Raw genomic sequence first — 23,060 nt, forward strand, 5'->3', positions numbered from 1 at the left:
AAGGACATCAAATGATGTCCTCTAAGTAAAGCAAATGAAACAATATGTTTATAAAATCGGGGAGATTCAAAAACTGAGGCCAGTATATTTTCCCCGGTTATTTTCAGCAAACGAAATGATTTCACTCGATAGTTGAATTATTTTAACCCATTAAGGTGGAGTTAATATTTTAATGACGATTGAATACTTATGGTTAACAAATTGAGAAGCCAACATTAGGCTTAGTAAATTAGCGAAAATATTTGGTTAACAGTACCTAATGAGTCATATTTAATTCGTAACTTTTGGTTGGTAATTTTTAAGATAAATAGGATGTAGTTGAGATGAGGTTATTGTTAGATAAAAAAAAGGACATCAAATGATGTCCTCTAAGTAACGCAAATGAAACAATTTTGTTTATAAAATCGGGGAGATTCAAAAACTAAAGCGAGTATATTTTTATCTACTGGTCTCATCAAACGAAATAATTTCATTCGATAGTTCAATTACTTTCATTTGTTTGAAATTTATCCATATCATTTATGTTATAAAATCCTCCTTTATCAGCTGTAGCGCATGAAACCGTTAAATTGAATTCAATGTAAATTGCAGACATTTATTGTCACTAATCACTTGTTTTATTGAATTTTTAAATTTGTGAATGTTTTGTGATAATTTAAGGCGAAAAACACGCTACCCTAATACAAATTAATTTTGTGAGTACTTTTAATGAATCACCACTACTGGGTTATTGTGAGCTTTGCCATTTTGTCTGTATTAAAATCTGATGCTGTGTCGGCTTTTGACTTTGACTTGAAATCAATACGAACAACTATTTCAAATCCAAGTACCAGCCATACGTTAATATATGATGATTTGGCTAGGAGCAATCAAAAAGCACTGTTTATGTTAGAGCCTGTAAACAATCAGCGAGTGGGGGTGTTTTTTGATATTAACGACATTGAAATTGGTTATTCAGCTGATATTTTTAATGATGACGTTGAAACAAAAACACAAGATGTGCTGCTTTCATATAGAAAATTTAAAAACTCTAAAATCACTTTTAACTATCAAACGCTTGAAGGGTTGAAAAGCACGGCTAAAAATTTAAGCGGTAATCAAACAGAACAAATTTTCTCGAAAAATACACGGTCAACTAAGTTTGAGCTGTCTGGGCAACACAATTTTTATACTTTTAATAATAAAGAATCTTTGTTTGAGCATTTTTTTCTTAACAGACCAAAGCTAAGTAATGAGTTTGATGTTGCGCTAAGTATTGTTGGTGCCTGGTCTTTTAAGCATGTATCTCTAGAAGATAAAGATAATATAGTGTTTCAAGCTGATTTTTTAAATTCATCTGCACCAAAAGCCACTAAATTAACGTCTAATTCGTATGGAGTTAGTGTTGGTTCACTCTTATCATTTTCTTTACCGCATAATGTTCATGTATTTGCTGAGTACAAAGTAGGTAAAGGGAATATTCGAAATATAGATCCAGAGCTCGGTTTAAAAGATTCGGGTGACGAAAGAGTCACAGCATATGGCGGTGGTATTTCTTGGACCGCAAGTAATAAAGCGTTAATGGTAGTACTACGAGCTTGGGAACAAACAGGTAGACATATAGACACCTCTTTTGGTGATTTGTCAGTGATTAAGTTTTTTTAACCTTTATCACTGAGGCTATCGCATTTCTGTTTTTGATATTTACACATTAACATCATTGTTTTATCTAACGGTTCAGCCCCTTTAAGTAACGCTTTGTAGTTTACGATGAGTTGTTTAATAACAGTTGCATAGCGCTAAGGTTAACGGTAGTTGAATAGGGAATCCCAACGTTGATCTAAGTGCTTTTTTGCTTGCTCTAAAGGCAGTGCTTGATATTTATCACCCTCAATAGTAATTAACTGCATACGCTCTAGCTTTGCTAGGGCATCAGATATTTCAAAGTCTAGCTGGCAGTTGTATTTATCTTTAAACCAGGTTTCAATTAAGTCATCTAGCTCTGATGACGTTAGTCCTTGCGTATTTATGAGTAAGAAGGTGTAAGCGATTAATGCTTCTTTAAAATCTTCATCTTCAGCTGCATCAATTAAGGTATGAAAAACGCCAGCATTATTATCTAAGTTTTTATAATAAAGATTATCTGATAAGGCTTTCATAAATTTAATTTTTCTATTTTTAAATTTACTCCATTCTTTAAACACAAAGCCAAAAAAAACCGCCATACCTAGGCCAAATGAAATAATATGTTGCTGCGTCATCACGACAGATTCAGCACGCCAACCTAACCAAAATGACAGTAAAGCAGCGAGTAAAATAATAGAAGCACCAAGTTTGGTTACTAATACCACTGTGCCGCCCACTAAAGCTGAAGCGCCAATAATAACTTTATCTATCCGGCGCATCCTTACTTCACTATTAGGGAATAGCATTTCTAAATCAGCTTTTGGCACATTTTGAAAAAGCTTTATTATGGTTGAACTGGGTTCAAACCCTATTGGCTGTTTGTTTTTTTTATCAAAGTAGGCTTTATTTTTAAACGTAATGTAAACCGCGACACGATCGTAATTGGTAAAGTTAATTGTTTGTTTGCGAAGTCCACCAAAGGAAGTAATAGTTTCGCTCTTTTGTGACTCGCCTCGGCGATAAAATACCACTTGTTCAAAGTCATCAAATTCTACTTCTAATCTAACTTTAAACAATGATTCTTCAGTGAGTGCTTCTTGTAAGTCTTGGTCAGTGACCTTTTCAAAGTTAGCTGCATTTAGAATTTCAGCAAAGTTTTCAGCAAAAACTTTTTGGCAATGTTCACGTTGCTCTAAACTAAGATTTTTTAATTGCTGAGTATTGGTATTTGGATCAAAAGGGGCGTAATTATTTTTTAATGACTCAAGTAATTCGTGATAATCAAAGTGGGTAACACTTGATAGAAGCTGGCAAAACTGCTCAAAGGAAAGCTTAGACTTTTCATCAGTTAATGCTTGAGAGCACATTTCAATAATATCTTGTTTTCTAAAAGGGATGAATCGTTCGTTAGCCATAATATAAAGTTGTTTTAAGTGAATGATTAGAGATTAAGGTGATAGTAAAATATAAGAATAATGGAATAAAAAAGGGCGTCTAAACACCCTTTAATAAAAATTATTGTTTATCTTGAAGGCGACGTTTTTTAAAGTCAGAGTTTTCTTTCCATTTAGGCCAGTCATTATTTGTGGCCAACTCGCTAACGATATCAACAATTAATGAAATATCTTGTTCAACACCACCTAAAGACCAATCGCTAGAGTAGTCATCTGCTTCTTTGTGATATTTATGTGCAATATAATCAGGATCAGTATCACCAAGGCTCATAAATAACAAACTTGGTACGCCTTGTTTAGCAAATGAGAAGTGGTCTGAGCGGAAGAACAAACCATTTTGAGGTCTAGGATCAAGTTTTACTTGGCGTTGTTGTTTCGCGGCAGCTTCTGCTAAGTAATCTTCCATCTCTGACATGTTTTTACCATATTGTAATATATAGTCGACACCATCTAAGGCGTTCATACCGTCAATATTCAATAGGCCAACCATCTGTTTTGTAGGGATGATATCACCTCTGGCAAATAACTCTGAGCCGATTAAACCGGTTTCTTCAGCGGTAAAATTAACAAACAAAATAGAGCGTTCAAATGGTTTTATTTTGTGTTGCTCTTTAAGTATTCGGGCAATCTCTATTGTGCCTGCTATGCCAGTAGCATTATCAATTGCGCCATTATAAATTTTAGGGCCAGTGGGTGTTTGCTTAGTGCCAAAATGATCCCAATGCGCACTGACAATAATATATTCATCTGCACGAGTTGTGCCTTCAAGTAACGCAACAACGTTATTTGATTCTGCATGCTCTATGGTGCTATTTAGCTCTAGATTAGCGGTTAAATTTAATGGAATCGCTTTAAAGTCTATCATTAACGCTTGTTCTTTCAATGCTTGATAATTTAGACCTGCTGCAGACATCAGTTTTTCGGTTGCATCGTAATGTAACCAACCCATAATAGGTAGTTTGCTACTATTATTAAATTCATCAATTAAGGTATATTTACTACCTGTATTTGAACTTTCTACTACGCTCCAAGGATAGGCTGCAGGTGCAGTTTCATGGATAATAAGAACCGCTTTTGCGCCTTGTCTTGCCGCTTCTTCATATTTATAAGTCCAGCGACCATAATAGGTCATGGCATTGCCGGTAAATAAAGAATCGTTTTGAGTGGCAAAGCCGGGATCATTAACTAATATAACGACTGTTTTACCGGTAACGTCAATGTCTTGATAATCATTCCATTGGTATTCTGGTGCATTAATGCCATAACCAACAAAAACGATCTCAGATTCAACTAAGGCTATTTTTTCACTGATTTGTTCTGTACGTGCAGTAAAATCTTTACCTGCCGCAAATTCCAAGTTGCCTATTTTCAGCACCATAGCTGGGTCTGGCGTTAGTTTTGCCATAGGCACAGGCTGGAAGAATTCACCGTTGACACCACCAGCTAAACCAAGTTTTTTATATTCTTCGGCCAAATAATTAATAGTCAGTTCTTCACCAATAGTTAAAGGACCGCGACCAGCGAATTCGTCAGATGCAAGCGTCTTAACATGTTTATGAATATTATTAAGATTTACCGTGTCACTATGAGAGGAGAATATGTTGGTTGTACATGCTGAGATAAAAAGCGATAACCCTATAAAGCTTAAGCCTATGTATTTGTTAGTCATTATTAAAATTCATGTTATGGAAAGTTATTAATACTATAAAGCACTTATAGGCACTAGAAAACTAAATTTTTCGTATATAACAAGCTTTATACATATAGGCATAAAGCTTGCTTTTGCTTTACTAACGTCAATTTTTTGTTGAAGCATACAATGATTAATAATATTAATACTTATAGTAACTTATTTAATGCTAGCTCTTCTGCATCTACAACTACTTCTGAAATAGATGAAATTATCGCTGCTAATAAGCAAGAAACAATAACAACAGAGCAAGCAGGGGAGAGTAATTCAAACTTATTTTTAAGTAGTAGAGCACAAAAAGTTGATTCATTAAGTCGAGAGTTTTTTAATCAAGGTGGACTAAATTTTGATGATATAGATTTATTTAAAGAAAGAGCTTATGAGTTAGGACTGATTTCTAAGCAAGATTACTCTCGTTTAGCAGGAACTGCTTCTGCAGCATCAGATGCAAGTGAAGCAGCAGATAATGCATTACCGAACCAAAGCTTGGTCAGTTATATTAGTGATTTTTTAGTGCGTTTAGATGAACCAGACTCAACTGAAACCGATATCTCAGATGAAGAAAGTAGTGATGAAGATAGCGACGCACTTACCGAATTAATACAAGCGTTATCAACGGCTAAAACGATTTTAGATGATGTGGAATTGGCCAAAACAGATCCTGATTTTAAAGAGTCTTTAACAAGTACGCTTGCTTTACTTAAAGAGACAATTGACTCAGATTCATTTGATAAAATACCACTTGACGATAGAGCAGGCTTGGCTGAAGTATATAAAGCGGTTGATATTATAGACAAAATATCACCACAAAGATTGAATAATGATAAGCTCAATCAATATATAAAAATTGGTTTAGTGTAGATATCAGTTAGGTTTAATAAAGTGAAAGTTGTTTAAGTGTGGCGAAAATTAAGCTAAATAACAGCTATCTATTATTGGTTTTGCTATTAACTTTGCTATTAACATAATACGACTAATTTAATCGTTATTTATTACTTCCTTATTTTCGCTCTGTGAGTAATCCTCTATTAGTGGCTTCCCTTATTATTAGTTATGTGAAGTGAGTAACTATTGGTGCAGAATAGTGACTAGCGTCTGATTGTGCTTAATTTGAGTGCGATACGTTGCTATATATTAACGTATTTATTGGGCTCGCGCGGTGATATACGAGTGGAACAATTCTTGCTGTATCAAACTATGAGCTGCAGAGATAAGGATTTCTCTAACAAGGCAGCTCATCTTATACCAGTTTCATTAATTAAGTGAACAAATTTATACGTAGAAAAAATTGCCAAATACAAGGCATTTATTTCAATAACTAGTTGTTCTAATTATTAAATAAATAACGATGTAGTTGGTGATTTCAGCAAGTAGAAATGATCACATAGTTAGTGAGATTGGTATTACTCAATAAATGTTACTAGGCTAATGGGATTCTTTATGTATAAATCACTCCTTTATTTATTACTACTTTCTACCTCTATTATTAGTACTCAAGCTTGGTCTGATGATAAGCCCAGTAATTTGACTGTTGATCAAGTAATTGCGTATTTAGGCCTTGAAGGCCACGTTGAAGGTGGTTTTTACCGTCGTACCTATGAAGCTAGTAACACAGCGAAAGTAGCCACGGAAAGTGGAGAACGATTTTCGATGACGTCAATTTTTTACTTACTAAGTGCTGAATCACCGATAGGGCATTTTCACCTTAATAAGTCAGATATTGTGCATTATTTTCAATTAGGTGATCCAATAAAATACTATCTTATTGACCCTGAAGGAAAGCTTAAAACTGTTGTTATGGGGACAAATTTGGCAGCTGGTGAGTTACTACAACTAACAGTGCCTGGTGGTACGTGGAAAGCATCGAAAATAATTGAAGGTGGTAAACAGGGATATTCATTAATTAGTGAAGCGGTATCACCTGGATTTGATTTTGCAGATATGACCCTAGGTTATCAGGCGTTACTTTTAAAAATGTTTCCACAACATAAAGAGATCATTTTACAACTAAGTCCATCTGTTTCCCCTGAATCACCAGTATCCAAGAAATAACGATTGTTACTAGTGATTCAAGTTAACTTAATGTGGGAGCTTTAACTAAAGCGCCTTTTTATATCGACGTGATGCTAAACCAATCATACCTAATGCAAAAATAGCAAATGTAGATGGCTCTGGCACTGAAGTAGTTGAAACATTACCGTTAAAAGTGACTTCGTGTAATGCTATTTGACTACCATTGTTATAACCAAACCGAATAGCATTTCCGGTTACCGAGCCAAAATCTACACTTACGTTTTGAGTAGTCGCTTGATTATTCATTATGCTTAAGGTTAAGCCTAAATCACCAGTCGTACCACTAACTAAAGTTGTCCAGTTATTACCATCAAACACTTCAGCAAAAAATGGAGTTAATAAACTGTAATTTCTAGATATTAATAAATCTAAGCCACTGAAAGTAGTTGTTTCGACAAAATTATAAGTAAATGCATGGTAGCCGAATGTAGACCAATTATATATACCATTTACTTTACCTGTATTACCCGATGAAAATTCATAACCATCAGACAATAACGTGTCAATTTCGCTCAGGTCGGCTGTATTATCGACATAACCCTTTGAACCAGCTAAGTTCCAATTGGTGTTACCCCAAGTAAAAGATCCATCAATATTAGTTAGTTCATAGTCTGCAGAGTTAATAATTCCTGCGCTAGATAATGTACTTAATGCTAATAATCCACTTGTAAAAATAACTTTTAATAATGTAAATTTCATTTGATCGCCCTTACTCATATCGCTTAATTGTGTCTATGATACTCAAGGCGAAAAAGTTAAAATATGGCTAAACTGTCCTATATTCTTTTTTATTAAAATAATTCTACTGTAAATGACTAACATTATTAGGGGGTTGTCTTCAAGCCAAAAGCGTTAAACAGCCTAAAGTCAGTTGATAAGGTTAGCTAGGGTTGGTTGAGGGGAATTGTACCATCTTGAATAACAGTTAATGGCGGCATAAAAGGAATGTTGATATCTAGTTTTGTTTTTAATTGATAGTTAATGCCTTGGTTTTTATTTTTCATAAGGGCACTTATTACTTTGATGCCTTTTAATAAGCTAGTTGAAACCGGCACCATAAAGCGTGATTCACCGTAAGCTTCCGTGGTTGGAATATTTTTAGCTACACCATGGGCTAGGGTTTCGTCTGCTACGTTCAGTTGGTAACTAATACCATTTAGTGGCAATGCAAAATTATTAGGGTTAACTAACTTCAGGCCTATTTCAAAGTTCTGCTCGAAGCCGGTAACAGGCAGCGCTTTAAAAGAAACTATTTCAACACTTGGCTCCTCGTAGGTTAGGTTCATAGTGGCGCAGCCAGATAACAAAAATAAGGTCGCTATGAAAAACAGGTGTATTGGTAGCTTTGTCACTATAGTCATTGTTTGTCCTCAGGAATTAATTTTTTTCAACTTATCATAATACCAATCTCACTAGCTATGTGATCATTGCTACGTATAAAATTGTTCACTTAATTAATGAAACGGGTATAAGACAATAAATTATAACATAGGAGTGATTAGTACTCCTTTATTAGGTTATACCAATCTCACTAACTATGTGAGCATTTCTACTTGTTAAAATCACCAACTACATCGTTATTTATTTAATAATGAGCACAACTCGTTATTGAAATAAATGCCTTGTATTTGGCAATTTCTTCCACGTATAAAATTGTTCACCTAATTAATGAAACGGGTATTAGTTAGATTATTTATAAAAAATGAGTGTAATGAACCCTTGAAATTTAAACTGAAACTGAAATTTTTTAAGCCACGCTTAAAGCTTATTCGATTTAAAGCGTGGCTTAATTGACTCAAGAGCTGAGTATTATTACTTGTTGTTAACGATTATTGTCGCTTGTGTTTGACCGTCCACAAATGTGCTAATTCTAAAGCGATTGTTGCTGCGGCTAACGCGGTAACTTCACTATTGTCGTAAGCTGGCGCTACTTCAACTACATCCATGCCGATAATATTAATACCTGATAAACCTCGTAAAACCTTTAATACTTTATCTGTACTCATGCCACCACATACAGGCGTACCTGTGCCAGGTGCAAAGGCAGGATCTAAGCAATCAATATCAAAGGTTAAATAAACCGGCATATTACCCACTCTGTCTTTAATTAATGTTGTTATTTCATCAACACTTATATCATTTGCTTGCATAGCATTTATGACAGAAAAACCGTGGTCTTTTGATCTGTAATTCGTGCGAATACCTACTTGAATAGATTTATTTCTATCAATTAAGTTTTCTTTAGGCGCATGATAAAACATAGTACCATGATCATAACAACTACCATTGTTGTATGTATCAGTATGCGCATCAAAATGTATCAGTGCCATAGTGCCAAACTTTTTTGCATAGGCACGAAGTATTGGCAAGGTGACAAAATGATCGCCGCCTAGCGACAACACGGTTTTATCCGAAGCAAGCAACTGGCCAACAGCCGTTTCTACTTGCTGACAAAAGTGTGCCGAATCGCCAGGAGAAAAAACCAAATCGCCAGCATCAACAATCTTACAATGCTTTAATAAGCTAAAAGGCCACGGAAATCGTTTTCCTTCCCAAGCTAAATTTACCGATGCTTGCCTAATAGCGGTAGGCCCCATGCGGGCGCCTGAACGTCCCGTTGTTGCCATGTCAAACGGTAAGCCTAAAATTACAATATCGGCAGCTGATTTTACCGGGTCTGTAACTAAAGGCTGGCGCAAAAAGGTCATTGCATTTGAGTAAATAGACCCATCGACCTGATTAAAAATATTTTTCATTATTTGTCTCTAAAAATATAGACGCTACAAGTGTAACCTTTAGAAATCTTCAAGGTAGGTATAGCCTTTTAAGCCATCAACTAACTCTTTAAATATTTCATCACCTTCACTTTTTGATAACCTAGCTTCGATAAGATCGGCATAAGTTTGTTGAAATAATTTTGCATCTAAATGCACATAATTCAGCATGTCTTCAACTGTATCACCTTCATTTATTTCGGTAATTTCGGCTTCACCATCGTCATTTACAACTACTACTGCGCTATGGGTATCACCAAATAAATTATGCATGTCACCTAAAATTTCTTGATATGCACCGACTAAGAAAAAGCCGAGTAAATATGGCTCATCTTCTGTCCATGCTGGTACAGGTAAGGTGTGTTCAATACCTTGTCCGTCAACATAGTGATCAATGGTGCCATCAGAATCACACGTAATGTCTAACAATACTGCACGTTTTTCATGGTACTTTTCTAAGTTATTTAATGGTAGAACCGGAAATACTTGATCAATTCCCCATGCGTCTGGTAATGATTGAAATAAAGAAAAGTTCACAAAAAATTTATCTGCTAGTTTTCCTGTCAAGTCATCCATTATTGGGCGATGGAAGCGGTTTTTAGCATCCATTAATTGATTTAATTCATAACACACGCGTAAATTAATTTGTTCAGCCCAAGCACGCTGAGTTAAATTCAACAGGCCCATTGAAAATTGGCTATGTACTTCTGCTAAATCACTTTGTGTGTCGTGATAAATTTCAATTAATGCGCGATCATCGTTACGATCGTTTAATTGTTCTAACGAATGCCACATATTATTTAGTAAAATAGATTCATCTGGTATCGGTGCTTGTATGTTTTCTGGTTCATATGATTCAGCACCAATAACATTAGAAATCAGTACTGCATGATGCGCGGTTAATGCTCTACCTGACTCTGAAATAATCATGGGCATTGGTTGATCATAGCTTTTACAAATGTCACCAATAGTGTGAACAATATTATTGGCATATTCAGCTAAACTATAGTTCATAGAGTTATGTGATTGGCTTCGTGTTCCATCATAATCAATAGCTAAACCACCGCCAACATCCATACATAACAAGCCTGCACCAATACGGCGAAGCTCACAATAAAAGCGTGCCGCTTCACTAACACCTAACCTAATGTCTCGAATGTTGGCAATTTGTGATCCTAAATGAAAATGCACTAGCTTTAATGCATCAAGCATATTTTCTTGTTTGAGAATTTTAACAACGTTGAGTACTTGTGACGCTGATAAACCAAACTTTGATTTTTCACCACCACTTGCTTGCCATTTTCCTTTGCCTTGTGATGCTAAACGCACACGTATTCCCAGGCGAGGTTCTACATTCAACTTTTTAGCTTCGGCTAAAATCATTTCAAGTTCAGACATTTTTTCTAGCACAATATGTACTTGATGTCCGAGTTTCTCGCCGATTAACGCTAAACGCACGTATTCTCTATCTTTGTAGCCATTACAAACAATAACCGAAGACACTTTTTGAGCCATTGCTAAAACAGCAAGCAATTCAGCTTTACTGCCAGCTTCAAGCCCCAATTGAGTGTATTCTTTGTTATGTTGGCTTGCCAAAATTTCATCAACAACTTCTCGTTGCTGGTTGACTTTAATAGGGTAAACCAATAAATATTTTTGCTGATAATCATATTCATCTATTGCTTTATTAAACGCTTCACATAGGCTATGAATGCGATGATGAATTATTTGTGGAAATCGCACTAAGGCGGGTAGTGTTAATCCTTCATCTTCAATCATTTTAGCAATACTATTTAAGTCTACTGTGTGCTCTTGATTATCAACTTTAGGTGCAACATATACCTTGCCTGCATCATTGATTCCAAAATAGCCCTGACTCCAATGACGTACGTTGTAATGTGCGCGTGCGTTATCAAGATTATCTTTATTCATTCGTTTTCCTTTAGCCTTGCCATCTAATAATAGTAAGGGAATTAGTCATTGGTAATTGGGGCGAATTAGAATTTAACAGCCGTTTAATGTCAAACAAAAAAAATGATTATGAATAACCATTATTATTGATTAGTACGAGATAGCAGACCGTGACAATATTTAGAATATTAAATTATAGATGAAGAAATACCATTGATATTCCCTTTACGACTTTCTAACATCTCAATTGAAAGCTTACTGGTTGGGCCAGTAATGTCAGGTTTTTTAACAGTACTACTTTTTCGTTTTTTGTTAGAATTGTAACCAATTGAATTAAAATGCAATTGTTCTTGTGGCATGTTTTTTGCTTTACCTTGTTCGAGTGTAAATATAATTAGAAAGGAACAAACATGAAATTTAAGGTTTTAAATACAGTCGTTGCAGGATTGATAGTACTTGTTAGTGGAGCAGCTAATGCAGGTATAATTAATTGGACTGATGTGCAAAATAGTACTGATTTTAATGATGTACTTGATGTCGGTACTACAGTTGAAGCAATTAATGCTACAAATACAAACTCTGGAAGCGTTACGGTAAATGGTGTGGAGTTTGATAATTCTACTGTTTTATTATCTAAAGCTGGTTTTGTTGGCGCGTTGAATGGTGCATCAACAAGTGATGAAAGTTATGATAATTTCTTAAATAGCTTTGATTATGGAAATGGCTCAGACTTAACTACATTGACTATTGGTGGCGGCAACTTGATCGAAGGCGCATCTTATTCTATTCAATTATGGCTTACTGATTTAAGACCTAAAAGTCGTGAGATGTATTTTGATGATAGTAATGGTAATAGTTCGGTATTGAACGCTAGTGGAAGTGGGCTTGGCCAATATGTTATCGGTGAGTTTACTGCAACAGGTGATACTCAAGAGCTTAGTTTAGATGCTTTGAATTCTGCTAATGCTCATATAACAGGTTATCAAATTAGACTTTCTGATGTATCAGCAACATCAGTTTCAGAACCATCGACACTTGCTATTATTGCATTAGGTCTGATGGGATTTGCTTCTCGTCGTTTTAAGAAAAAGTCTTAATAATCCTGTAAATATTTAGATTTATAAAAACATCAATTGTAATGGTTGGTGTTTTTTTGTTTCTGGTAATTGATAATATTAACTTTCCTAAGCAACAATAGTACAGGGTACTTAACCTTTTATTAGCTCATCATTTCAATGCTTATTAATATAGTAATATGTCTTAATATAGTAATATGTCATTAAAACAGCTATACGTTAAATTTATTTTTCAATAATCTCAGAATAAAAAAAACCTCAACACTTCTGCTGAGGCTTTGTTCATAGAGCTGCGCAAGTAAATTTAACGATGAAGTTAGGAGAAATAGCTGCTAGAGAAACATTTATTAAGCCGGGTTCAGGTTATTTAGCCTGAGGGTCTCTAGCATTACCAGCGGTTAAGCGGCTAAATGTTACCTGAGTATAGTCGCCATTTTCTTTATCAGTAGCCCAATCACCTGTGCCTGGACATGCTGGATAACGAAAGCTAGGATCGTCTTTAGTGCTGCATTGATTGTACGCACCTGCTTTAAAGAAGTTTGCGTCGCCCGTGTAACCATTTGGGTGATCACGTTCATCAACGTTGCCGTAAGCATCTATATTATTAGTTAAATCAATAGCGTAATTTACTTCTTTATGACGAGCTGTTGTAAAGGTTAAATACATGGTGTTTTCATATATATTTACTTCATAACTAAACTCTTCATTAAGTGCAATACCTTCATCGCCAGGATTCGAAGTATCAAGCCATGCTTTACCCCAAACAGGGTAAGCAATATCTGTTCTTTGAGGATTATCTTTTTCTAAGTTCAGTTCATAAGTCCAAAAAACAGAGCCATATTCATGATTTGGTAGCTTTTTATAATATATTTTTAAGGGTTCGTTACCGTAGCCATAACCTTCACCTTCTGCGATCCTTCTGGGATCTTGTGATGCATGAACTTGGCCTACAACGACTGAAAAGGCGGTCGGCTTATCAGCATATTTAGCTCTTTTTGAAACATGATTAACGTTAAGTGTTGCTTGTAAATTACCACCAACTTGTGCAAATTCACTCGCCTGTTTATTTGCTTTTAGAGCGAAATTATTAGCAATGGCATACTTCTCACCTTGCTCACCGCCTAACATATGATGTAATTCACTACGAGTATTCGTGGAGTTTACCGAGGTAATTGCTTTATTTGGCGCGGCAAATACCAAGTTACCATCCTCATTTATATAAAAATAATCAGGGTGCTGGTAGGTTTGTAGCTCTTTTACTTTAATTAGATCAACGACACCGTCGTTATCAACATCGGTAGGTGTGTTTATTTGCCAGTGAGTTAAATCGAATTTTTCAGCAGGTAATATAAGGCGTTGCTCATGGGAGTCGCTAGCAGTTCCACAGCCGGTTAATAATGTACTAAACCCTAATGTACTAAACCCTAATGTACTAAACCCTAATGTACTAAACCCTAATGTACTAAGTGTTATTAAACTATAAGGAGATAATTTTTTTATTAAGTTCATAATCTATACTCTATTTATTTATCGTTAATTTTTATCGTTATAGAAAGTAATCTAAAACATTTTTTAAATAAGTGTTCTGTACTGTAATCAAGCTACTGATCAATCTTTTCATTCACATGTAAGCGTTCTGATATAGTGTTAATTATTTCATCAGGGGAGGGCTGTATATCAATTTTCCAACCATAATCTGGTAATTCAAGCGTTGCTAATTGTGAGTTTAATAAGGCCGAATTAAAGAAGTGTCCTGTTCGTGAATCTAAGCGATCTATAAGTAGTTCGCGTGAACCATGCAAAATAACCCAATATATTTCTTCTTTGTATTTCGACGATAAGATCTTTCGATAAGACTCTTTTAATGCAGAACAAGCTAACACAGCACCACGATTGGCTCCCCATAATGCTAACTCAGTGGCAAGTAATTCAAGCCAGGGCTGTCTATCGTTATCATTTAAAGCAATACCATCTTTCATTTTTTTCACGTTAGATTGCGGGTGGAAGTCATCTCCGTCAAAAAAAGGCAGCTTCAATTTATCTGCCAATAGTTTGCCTATTGTCGATTTACCTGTGCCTGAAACACCACAAACAATAAATATCATTCTAATGCTCCCTATTGACCCAGTAATGCAAGAATGCCGTTATAGGAAATAACTACTGAGAATAAAAGTGCAAAACCCAATACTAGATTAAGTAAATAACCCGCAGCATGCTTACCCATTAACTCTTTTTTGTTGATCATCAATATGATCCCAAGGATCACTAAAGGAAGCACAAATACATTAAATACTTGCGTTAATAATTGTCCTTTAACAGGATTAAAACCGAATACAGGGATGGTTAGGGCAAAAATAGCGGCGATACCTGTAATGATTCTAAATTGTTTCGATTGAGTGTCGAGCTTACCAGAGCGATAATCTTCTATTAATAGTGGTGCGATTAACATACAAGGAAATACCGAAGATAAACCTGCAGCAAGTGTGCCGAAGAAGAATACGCTAAGCGCTGCTTTTCCTGCTATTGGCTCTAAAGCACCAACCATATCAACAACAGCGGTTACTTTTTTACCGTCGTGAAATAAAGCGCCTGCGGCAACAGCCATCACGGCTGCGCTAATAATAAATACTAAGACAGCTGCTACAATGGCGTCTTTCTTTTGTTGTTTTCTGTCTTCAATAGTCCAGCCTTTTCCTTGAATGAATAAAGGTCTTGAAAGAAATGTAGCTGCGGCCATGGTTGTGCCTACGAAAGCTGCAACCATCATTTTTCCGCCCTCTACGTCAGGTATAACAGGTATAAGGCCTCTTGCTACTTCGACTGGTAAAGGATGAACTACAAACAGTGATAAAATGAAAGATATGCCCATACAAGACACAAAAATAACCAGGATCTTTTCAAACAGTGAGTATTTCCCAATAAGCAATATCGCATACATGATGCTGATTACAGTTACTGCAATAGCTAACACAACGCTATACTTGTGAGGGATTACATCAGGAAAGTACATGGCAATCATTTCAAAAAGAATATTAGCGGAAATCCCTAATATACCAACCAATGAATTCCATTGGCCAAAGGACACTCCTATAATGATAAGTATCGCCATAGGCTTGCCATATTTAAGGTGTTTTTTAAAACTGTAAAGTGCTGTTTCACCTGTTACTAAAGCGAAATTACCATAAGCATAGATAAGTACGCCTGAAAAAAGACAACTGAGTAGCAAAACCCATAATAATTGCATTCCAAAAGTACTGCCTGCAACTATCATCGCGGTAACGCTACCAGTACCTATGGTATATCCAATTGCTAAAAACGCAGGTCCAAAACTTAAAATATTTCTTATTAATGCTGACAACTTTTTCTCCCCAGAAATTTAAACTAATTATTATTCGTGTGTAGCTGCTGCATACAGCTAGCTTGTTATTGAGCTCATTATAGTTATTGATTAAATATTTTTTATATACTAGTACCCGTCATATCATTTGCGGGTTTATCTCTATTTATATAAATTTATTTTATAATGCTTTATTTAAAAGCCACTTTCTTCTGCCATTTTTACTACACCCACAGTAAGAATAATATTAGCGAATCGACGTTGTTCACCGGTTTGAATAATTAGTGTTGTAGTTGGTTCACGTATTTGGTCGTAAAAAGCCCAACGCTCCATTGTATTCCAAGTTACATCTCCTAATAATTCCTGATAACTCTGATGGATTTCTGCATCTGCTTCTTCAGGTTTCTCCATAACAATAGCCCCCTGAATAGGACAAATTTCTAATATGCCTTCAAGCACGGTTAGTGCATCTAAAAGCCCTGGGCGAAAATTAAGGTGGACGGTTGTTGAGTTAGCTCCTGTCATAGCACCTACTGGTAAGTTACCATCAGCAATGACAACTTGTGCAAAATGACCTGATCGCGCTAGCGCTTCCAAAATTGTAGGGTGTATTACCGCTGTTTTTAGCATTGTTTTATCTTTAGTAAAGTAGCAAAAATAATAAGGCTAGATCTAAATGATCTAGTCTCAAGAGCGTTGTACAACTATTACATGTTGTAGACGCCACCATTAATATCTAGTGTAGCTCCGGTAATAAAACCATCATACTCTGATGCTAAATACAGTACTGCCCGCGCAACATCATCAGCATTACCAGCTCGTTTAATTGGAATACCTGTAATGGTTTCATCAGCTGATGCTTTTGTTGTATGTGTATTATGGAACGAAGTGCCAAGGATGAGCCCTGGAGCTACAGCATTTACACGTGTACCTTGAGGCCCAAGTTCAGCAGAAAGTGCACGCGTTAAAGTAAGGATTGCGCCTTTGCTAGTAGAATAGGCTAAAGAGCCTGGATGACCACCTTTACGCCCAGCAAGTGAAGCTAAATTTACAATACTGCTGTTTTCATGCTTAGCAAGGTAAGGCGATGCAGCTCGCGTAACGAACATCATTGAAGTAAGGTTAATATCCATTACTTTGTGCCAAAACTCTGCGTCCATATCACTTAATAACCGTCTTGCCACAAGAGAGCCTGCATTATTAATAAGTATGCTTAAACCACCTAGGGCTGCTACCGTTTTTTCAACCATTGAATTTGCATCGGCTTCTGTGGTTAAGTCGCCACTTATCGCAATAGCTTTTTGTCCTTTGCTGATTGCATATTCAACTAATTTGTTAGCAGTATCAGCACTAGTAAAATAGTGGATAGCAACGTTTGCTCCGCAATCAATAAAATGTTTTGTGATCGCTTCGCCAATGCCTTGCGCGCCTGCGGTTATAAGAACATTTTGTTCTGTTAATTTCTTGTTCATGTAATTCCTAAATAGTAAGGTCGTTAATTTTAATCATACTTATCATGTTGCCTTTACTTTCATATAGATAAAGACAACATGAATAAATTTAATATTCATCAACTATTTGTAAGTAACGTTTTCCGCTTTATAGCCACTATTGTTAGTTTGTATTTTTCCACTATTTTTCAAAACCACATCTTTGATTACTGTAACTGGCTCGCCGTTGGTTAAGAACAGTTCAAGTGGTGCACTGTTATTCCACGTTGTATTTGAAATATTTAATTTTTGTACACCATGAAAATACATTGAAGCGCCAGATCTATGGGTTGGGCCTTTACCAACATTCGTTAGGGTGTTGTCTTTAACCGTCACCATTGGTCCAAAGGTGCTTTCATCAGTGCCGCCGCGATAAACTGTAGCAACCTCTTCTTTAATATCTTTGAAGGTGTTACCTGAAATAGTTAAATTTTCAACGCTATATACGCCTAAATCATCTACTTCTCGGTTCATTTGAAGAATAGCGCCGGTAATATTGCTAAACTCAGAATCTAAAATGTCAATGCGATCTGCAAAAGTGCCCGCATTCGCTTTAAAGAAGTAGAAGTAACCATTCACATCAAGATCTGTCACCTTGATATTACGTACTAGTAAGTTGTAATTAATATTCATTGAAGTACTACTTGTGCTAATAATGCTATTACCTTTGTAATCTGGCGATTCAGCACCATCAAACCAAAGGTTCTCAACAGCTAACGCGCCACCATTTTCAATATTAATAAAATTAGGCTTTTGTGAACGAATAATAGGTTTTTTACCTTTAGCCGCCATAAGTGTGATTGGATGACGCACTTCAACAAATTTTGTTAATAAGTATTCACCACCGTTTTCTAGTAATAAAACATCACCAGCTTTACTTGCTTCAAGTGCTGTTAAAATAGTATTCGTTCCAGATTTCACCTTGATTGTATCGCCGCTATTAAATGCAACTGATGTTTCATTTTTAGGATAGTAGTTAGTACCTACTTCGTCTTTAGTTACAGGTAACTTAACTTCACCGAAATTAATTTTATCCAATAACGCTTTAGAAGGAGATTTAAGGCCATATTTATTAACGGTAACTTTGTAAGGCGTACTAGCAAAACCACTTTTAATTGGTGTACTTGCTTCTTCGTTTAAATAATTACCTTCAAAGTTAATGCCTGACATATCGTCATATAAGGTAAATGGTGAAAGGTTCGACTTACCTAAAATGATATTGCCTTTAAACTCAGATGTTGAAGGTGGTGCTGAACGCTCTTCATCTGCACCTGCGCCAAGCTCAATATAATCGCTATCGATAACGATATTGTTATTCATTGATGAGTCGATAACCGGGTCGTAACGGTTTGGTGAAGAGTTTGGCACACCATTCATAATAACTAAGGCACCGCGTAATCTTTTACCGGTTAAGCCATACATGTAGTTATTACTTACCGATTGGCTTTCATTGATAATTCTAATACCACCAGTGTTAGGTTTATGATTTCCTAGAAAATAATTTCCTTCTACTTTTGTGAAGTGGCCATGGCGCATAGTAAGCGTGCCTTGGGTTTCAAAGAATACGTTGTTGATTAGCGAGTTGCCGCTTGATTTGTTCGATATGATTTCGTGTTCACCGTTAGTACGGTCAAAGTAATTGTAGCGTGCTGTGGTATTTGAATACTCGCGAGAAAAGTGGCTAGTGCCAATACGTAAGGTTTCACCACCATTTGCGCCAAGTATTTGTCTTGGCCCAAAGTAGTTGTATTCAATAATATGATTATTTTTACGGCTGGCTTCAGTATTCATTCTGACAGCTAAAGTAACTCCTCGATTCCTTTTATTAATTAGGGTGTTATGATCAAAACGGTTGTTTTTACCATACATAGCGACCCAAAGATCAGACATGGGACGATCAGTCGTACTAAAGTTATCGATGACGGTATTCGTTACTCTTGAGTTATTCGCTAACTCATCATTAGCGGTTCTAAAAGAAAGTACCTCACCTGTAGGTGTGTAGCCATCTTTAAAAACTAAGCCTGAAATTGTAATGTACTCGCCTGAAAATGCTAGATTAGAGCGACCCGTTATAATTACTTTACCTGGTGTTTGCGCTTTTAATTCAACTTGTTTGTTTGGTAAACCTTTCGCTTTAAAAATTAATTCTACGTCAGACCAAGTACCGTTTGCGAGAATAACTTCACCGCCAGGTTTAACGTTAGCAACAGCTTTATCAAACTCTTTTATGTTCTTTACCAGTTCAGCGTTACTTATTTGCGAATAAGACAATAGCGCAAAAAATAATATAAATGGATAAAAATGTATTGGAGAGTTTTTTAACATATTTATTCTCTTAACTTTAATTGTTTCTGAAAAAATATTGCACCACCGGTTAATTGAAACAGGAGGCGGCATTATTAATATTTGAATGACGTTAACAAGGCCCTATTTACGATAAGGCCTTGTAGTATGAATTAGAACTTAGCACGTACACCAATAGTGAAACGGCGATCGGCTTCACTGTATAACCAGTTGCTACCGAGTTCTGTTACTTGACGGATTGGTTCACCAGTTAAGTTAACTGCATTTGCTACCACGGTAATATGCTTATTAATATCGTAGCTAGCAGATACATCGAACTGACCGCGTGAGTCTCGATAATTGTTACCTAAGGTTGGATCAAAGTATGGCGAATCAGGATCAGTACGGTTATATACGCCTGTTGCTAATTGACCTACAGGGCGTACACGTTTTTCATCTTGAGTGTCTAGGTATTTGTCACGCCAGTTATAGGCTAAACGAACTTGGTAACCTTCATGTTCCCAGTAAAGTTGAGCGTTGAAAGTATGATTAGAAATATCTTCTAATGGATTTCCATTAGGTTGTTCACTGTCTGCATAGGTATAGTTAGTGCTAACACCTAGACCAGAGAAAATACCGGGTAAAGAACTAAATTGTTGTTGATAAGCTAATTCTAAACCGACTATTTCGCCGTCACCACCGTTTACATCTGTATTAACCACTATTCCTGTTAGGCCAGCATCTCTTTGACCTTCAACATAGGCAAGATCTTGAGTTGAAGTTGCATAGGTAACATTAGCTTGGCTTACACCCGCAGAATCAAGAAGACAAACGTTTACATATTCGGTCACGTTTTGTCCTGTAACCGTATCTGAATCTGCAACACAAGAACTACTACTTACTGTAAAAGAATTTACATCTTTGTAAAAGATTGCGGCGGAAACAAGACCACCTTCACTAAAGTAATGTTCAAAAGACAGGTCGTATTGAGTTACTCGGTAAGGGTCTAGTTGATAAGAGCCTTGGCTACCGGTTACTAAAGAATTATCAACATTTAATGCTGGGCTTAATTCACCAAATTCAGCACGACGCATTACTTTTGCAGCAGCAAAACGAACTAGGCTCTCGTCCGATAAGTTATATGTAGCATTGATACTTGGTAAAAAATCAGAGTAATCATGTTTAGCCGATTGATCGTAAGTATTTGACGTTAAATCTGTAGTGACGTAACGTGCACCAATAACCGCTGATAAATCACCAAAGTCTAAACTAACTTGCGTATATAAGGCTTTTGTTTCTTCTTCTATTTTCGCATAAGAGCCAGTGTTACGTACCATGTTATCGTCAAGTGTACCTGTTAACTCGTGACTGCTTCCTGCAAGCATTTGTTGTACTTTGTTGTAAGTGCCATCAATGTCATAAGCTAATAATGCACCATCATAAACATAATAATCAGTTAAGGCGTTATTACCTGAAATACCACTTTGCTCAAATGAGTTACTATGGTTAATTGCTTTAAAGCCACCATAAGCGCTATTAAAATCACCTACCCATGTTGGTGTGATTACACCATCATAAGAAACACTGGTTTGAAGATTCTTAAGTTCGCTACCGTTATTTCTTAAGTCATATCGGTCAAGTTCATATTCGCGATCAGTTGTTCGAATACCTGCCTTGATTGATGAGATAAACTCTAGGTTACTGAATGGTTCAGCGTATTCTACGTCGAAACGGATCGCTGTCTCTTCGTTATCTTCAAAGTATCTTTGGTGAGTAAATTGGCGAATAGCTAAATTATTAGGATCTAGTAATGCATCTTCATCAGAGAACGAAATACCGGGGACTTGGTTGCCATCACCCGTCATTGTAATCGTAAATAAATGTTCTGTGATTGTTCCATCAGCATCATATTGTTCACGAGAAATAGGGCGTAAGTTAAATTCAGAATTACTACGTAAAGATTCTGATTTAGCGTATGAAATTTCACCCGATATCTTTAATTTGTTTGTTACTTGAAATTCGCCACCTAGTGCATTTGATATTGATTCATTGGTGGTGAAATCAGCCCAAGTTTTAGGTTGAACAAAAACGCTACCTGAGCCAAAATTATTAAGTTGACCTTCAGCGTCACCATAAGCGTTATCAAGAATTAAATCGCTATAGTCTTTACTGTCGTTAAGTACAGAATATGCTTCTTGGCCACCATCAAGTTCAGTTGCGTTAATATCTAAATAAATAAAGCCATCTGTATCTTTAGGTGCCCATTGTAGCGATATTCCGTATGCAGTACGCTCTCGCGTTTCAGTTTTTTGTTCAACTGTGTTTTGGCTTCTCACTAAGAAATTACCGCCTGCATTGTTTGCTTGTTCACTGATACCATCACCATCTAAGTCAAGCTCAGTAGGCGTAATAAGGTTCATAAATTCATCGCGACGTAATTCACGATCTTGATAAGCGAAGACAACAGATGCGCCAAAAGTACCGGCATCATTTAAGTCCCAGTTAGAGCCCGCAGAGATATTAAATTTAGGCGCTAAATTTTCGGTTTTGTCGGCATATTCACCATCTAATGATAAAGCTATTAAAGGTTCGTCTAATTCTAAAGGACGAACCGTTGTCATATTAATGGTACCGCCTAATGCACCTTCAATCATTTCTGCTGTTGGTGATTTTATGACTTCAACAGTTTTTAAGAAGCTTGATGGGAAGTCGTCTAAACTGATGCCTCCACGGCCACTACCAGAAGTAGATCGGCCATTTAATTCAACACGATTTTGAGAGATACCACGAATAGTGACTGATTCACCAACGCCGAAATCAGTGCTAATTGAAACACCGGTAACACGCTGTAAGGCCTCTGCAATATTATTGTCAGGTAGTTTACCTATATCTTCTGCAACAATGGCGTCTACTATGCGTGAATCAAAACGTTTTTGACGAGCTGATTCTGCAAGACTTCCAAACAGACCTCTCACTTCAATAACTTCAACTTCATTTACGCTTTGATTTTCTAGTTGGGTCTCTTCCGCTGCATATGTTGGAAAAGTTAACATTGCTGTTAAAGCGGCACCAAAGATCGTTAAATTTTTGTTTTTATGCTGGCATTTATTAAATACAGCACTAATTTTGTTCAATTTCATTGAATTCCCCTTGATAGCATATTACCACCTGTCATTTTTTATTTATGTTTACGCAGGTTGCATACTTATTTTTAATGTATTTTTATTTGTAATATATTAGGATTAAATCTAATATACTAGATAATTTATAATCTATTTAAATTAAAACCGCAATAGTTTTTTACCAATTACTTAAATAGCAACTTACCAAGAAGTAGAGTTTTGGTTTACCAGAGAGTTGATGTTGG

General features: G+C 36.1%; 18 protein-coding genes. 4 read left to right on the forward strand and 14 right to left on the reverse strand.

The genetic code is table 11. The annotated features are described in order from the left end of the window. Window positions 1-708 precede the first annotated feature (708 nt). Window positions 709-1,644: a hypothetical protein gene (locus tag Q4503_RS17800; protein WP_215973567.1), complete on the forward strand. Its 936-nt coding sequence runs from the start codon at window positions 709-711 to the stop codon at window positions 1,642-1,644. 140 nt (window positions 1,645-1,784) lie between these two features. Here Q4503_RS17800 and Q4503_RS17805 read toward each other — a convergent pair whose 3' ends face one another. Together Q4503_RS17805 and Q4503_RS17810 are read right to left on the reverse strand one after the other, a co-directional pair. Further along, on the reverse strand, window positions 1,785-3,020 hold the full coding sequence (locus Q4503_RS17805; protein WP_303603078.1) for a DUF3754 domain-containing protein: 1,236 nt from the start codon (window positions 3,018-3,020) through the stop codon (window positions 1,785-1,787). A gap of 100 nt (window positions 3,021-3,120) precedes the next feature. Beyond that, entirely contained in the window at window positions 3,121-4,728 is a 1,608-nt protein-coding gene (locus Q4503_RS17810) for a M28 family metallopeptidase (RefSeq protein WP_303603079.1), read from the reverse strand. A gap of 150 nt (window positions 4,729-4,878) precedes the next feature. Between Q4503_RS17810 and Q4503_RS17815 the strand changes: the two genes are divergently transcribed. Together Q4503_RS17815 and Q4503_RS17820 are read left to right on the forward strand one after the other, a co-directional pair. Continuing rightward, complete coding sequence (locus Q4503_RS17815; RefSeq protein WP_303603080.1) at window positions 4,879-5,610, forward strand: hypothetical protein; 732 nt, start codon at window positions 4,879-4,881, stop codon at window positions 5,608-5,610. A gap of 579 nt (window positions 5,611-6,189) precedes the next feature. Continuing rightward, complete coding sequence (locus Q4503_RS17820; protein WP_303603081.1) at window positions 6,190-6,801, forward strand: cupin domain-containing protein; 612 nt, start codon at window positions 6,190-6,192, stop codon at window positions 6,799-6,801. Window positions 6,802-6,846: 45 nt separating this feature from the next. Here Q4503_RS17820 and Q4503_RS17825 read toward each other — a convergent pair whose 3' ends face one another. From Q4503_RS17825 to Q4503_RS17845, 5 genes are all read right to left on the reverse strand, one after another. After that, window positions 6,847-7,521 (reverse strand): PEP-CTERM sorting domain-containing protein, encoded by a 675-nt coding sequence (locus Q4503_RS17825; protein WP_252727537.1) that lies wholly within the window; start codon window positions 7,519-7,521, stop codon window positions 6,847-6,849. 185 nt (window positions 7,522-7,706) lie between these two features. Continuing rightward, a complete protein-coding gene (locus Q4503_RS17830) occupies window positions 7,707-8,183 on the reverse strand; it encodes an LEA type 2 family protein (RefSeq protein ID WP_215973572.1) in 477 nt (158 codons plus the stop codon). A 468-nt stretch (window positions 8,184-8,651) separates the two neighbouring features. Next, complete coding sequence (gene speB, locus Q4503_RS17835; protein WP_303603082.1) at window positions 8,652-9,578, reverse strand: agmatinase; 927 nt, start codon at window positions 9,576-9,578, stop codon at window positions 8,652-8,654. A gap of 39 nt (window positions 9,579-9,617) precedes the next feature. Further along, window positions 9,618-11,528, reverse strand: coding sequence for a biosynthetic arginine decarboxylase (gene speA / locus Q4503_RS17840; protein WP_303603083.1), 1,911 nt, complete (start codon window positions 11,526-11,528; stop codon window positions 9,618-9,620). A gap of 167 nt (window positions 11,529-11,695) precedes the next feature. Next, window positions 11,696-11,866: a hypothetical protein gene (locus Q4503_RS17845; protein ID WP_303603084.1), complete on the reverse strand. Its 171-nt coding sequence runs from the start codon at window positions 11,864-11,866 to the stop codon at window positions 11,696-11,698. A gap of 51 nt (window positions 11,867-11,917) precedes the next feature. Between Q4503_RS17845 and Q4503_RS17850 the strand changes: the two genes are divergently transcribed. Continuing rightward, on the forward strand, window positions 11,918-12,604 hold the full coding sequence (locus tag Q4503_RS17850; protein ID WP_303603085.1) for a PEP-CTERM sorting domain-containing protein: 687 nt from the start codon (window positions 11,918-11,920) through the stop codon (window positions 12,602-12,604). Window positions 12,605-12,946: 342 nt separating this feature from the next. Here Q4503_RS17850 and Q4503_RS17855 read toward each other — a convergent pair whose 3' ends face one another. The 7 genes from Q4503_RS17855 to Q4503_RS17885 all read right to left on the reverse strand — a co-directional run bounded on the left by Q4503_RS17855 (window position 12,947) and on the right by Q4503_RS17885 (window position 22,833). Then, window positions 12,947-14,092 carry a polysaccharide lyase family 7 protein gene (locus tag Q4503_RS17855; RefSeq protein ID WP_303603086.1) on the reverse strand — a complete coding sequence of 382 codons (1,146 nt, stop codon included), beginning with the start codon at window positions 14,090-14,092 and terminating at the stop codon, window positions 12,947-12,949. 92 nt (window positions 14,093-14,184) lie between these two features. Then, window positions 14,185-14,688 (reverse strand): gluconokinase, encoded by a 504-nt coding sequence (locus tag Q4503_RS17860; RefSeq protein WP_303603087.1) that lies wholly within the window; start codon window positions 14,686-14,688, stop codon window positions 14,185-14,187. An 11-nt stretch (window positions 14,689-14,699) separates the two neighbouring features. Then, entirely contained in the window at window positions 14,700-15,941 is a 1,242-nt protein-coding gene (locus Q4503_RS17865; RefSeq protein ID WP_303603088.1) for an Nramp family divalent metal transporter, read from the reverse strand. A gap of 174 nt (window positions 15,942-16,115) precedes the next feature. Beyond that, on the reverse strand, window positions 16,116-16,550 hold the full coding sequence (locus Q4503_RS17870) for an RbsD/FucU family protein (protein ID WP_303603089.1): 435 nt from the start codon (window positions 16,548-16,550) through the stop codon (window positions 16,116-16,118). 77 nt (window positions 16,551-16,627) lie between these two features. Continuing rightward, window positions 16,628-17,392 (reverse strand): SDR family NAD(P)-dependent oxidoreductase, encoded by a 765-nt coding sequence (locus Q4503_RS17875; RefSeq protein ID WP_303603090.1) that lies wholly within the window; start codon window positions 17,390-17,392, stop codon window positions 16,628-16,630. Between the two features lie 102 nt (window positions 17,393-17,494). Continuing rightward, a complete protein-coding gene (locus Q4503_RS17880) occupies window positions 17,495-19,735 on the reverse strand; it encodes a polysaccharide lyase 6 family protein (RefSeq protein WP_303603091.1) in 2,241 nt (746 codons plus the stop codon). A gap of 131 nt (window positions 19,736-19,866) precedes the next feature. Further along, entirely contained in the window at window positions 19,867-22,833 is a 2,967-nt protein-coding gene (locus Q4503_RS17885; RefSeq protein ID WP_303603092.1) for a TonB-dependent receptor, read from the reverse strand. Window positions 22,834-23,060 lie beyond the last annotated feature (227 nt).

This window comes from Colwellia sp. 6_MG-2023, from assembly GCF_030547765.1.
Classification (GTDB): Bacteria; Pseudomonadota; Gammaproteobacteria; order Enterobacterales; family Alteromonadaceae; genus Colwellia.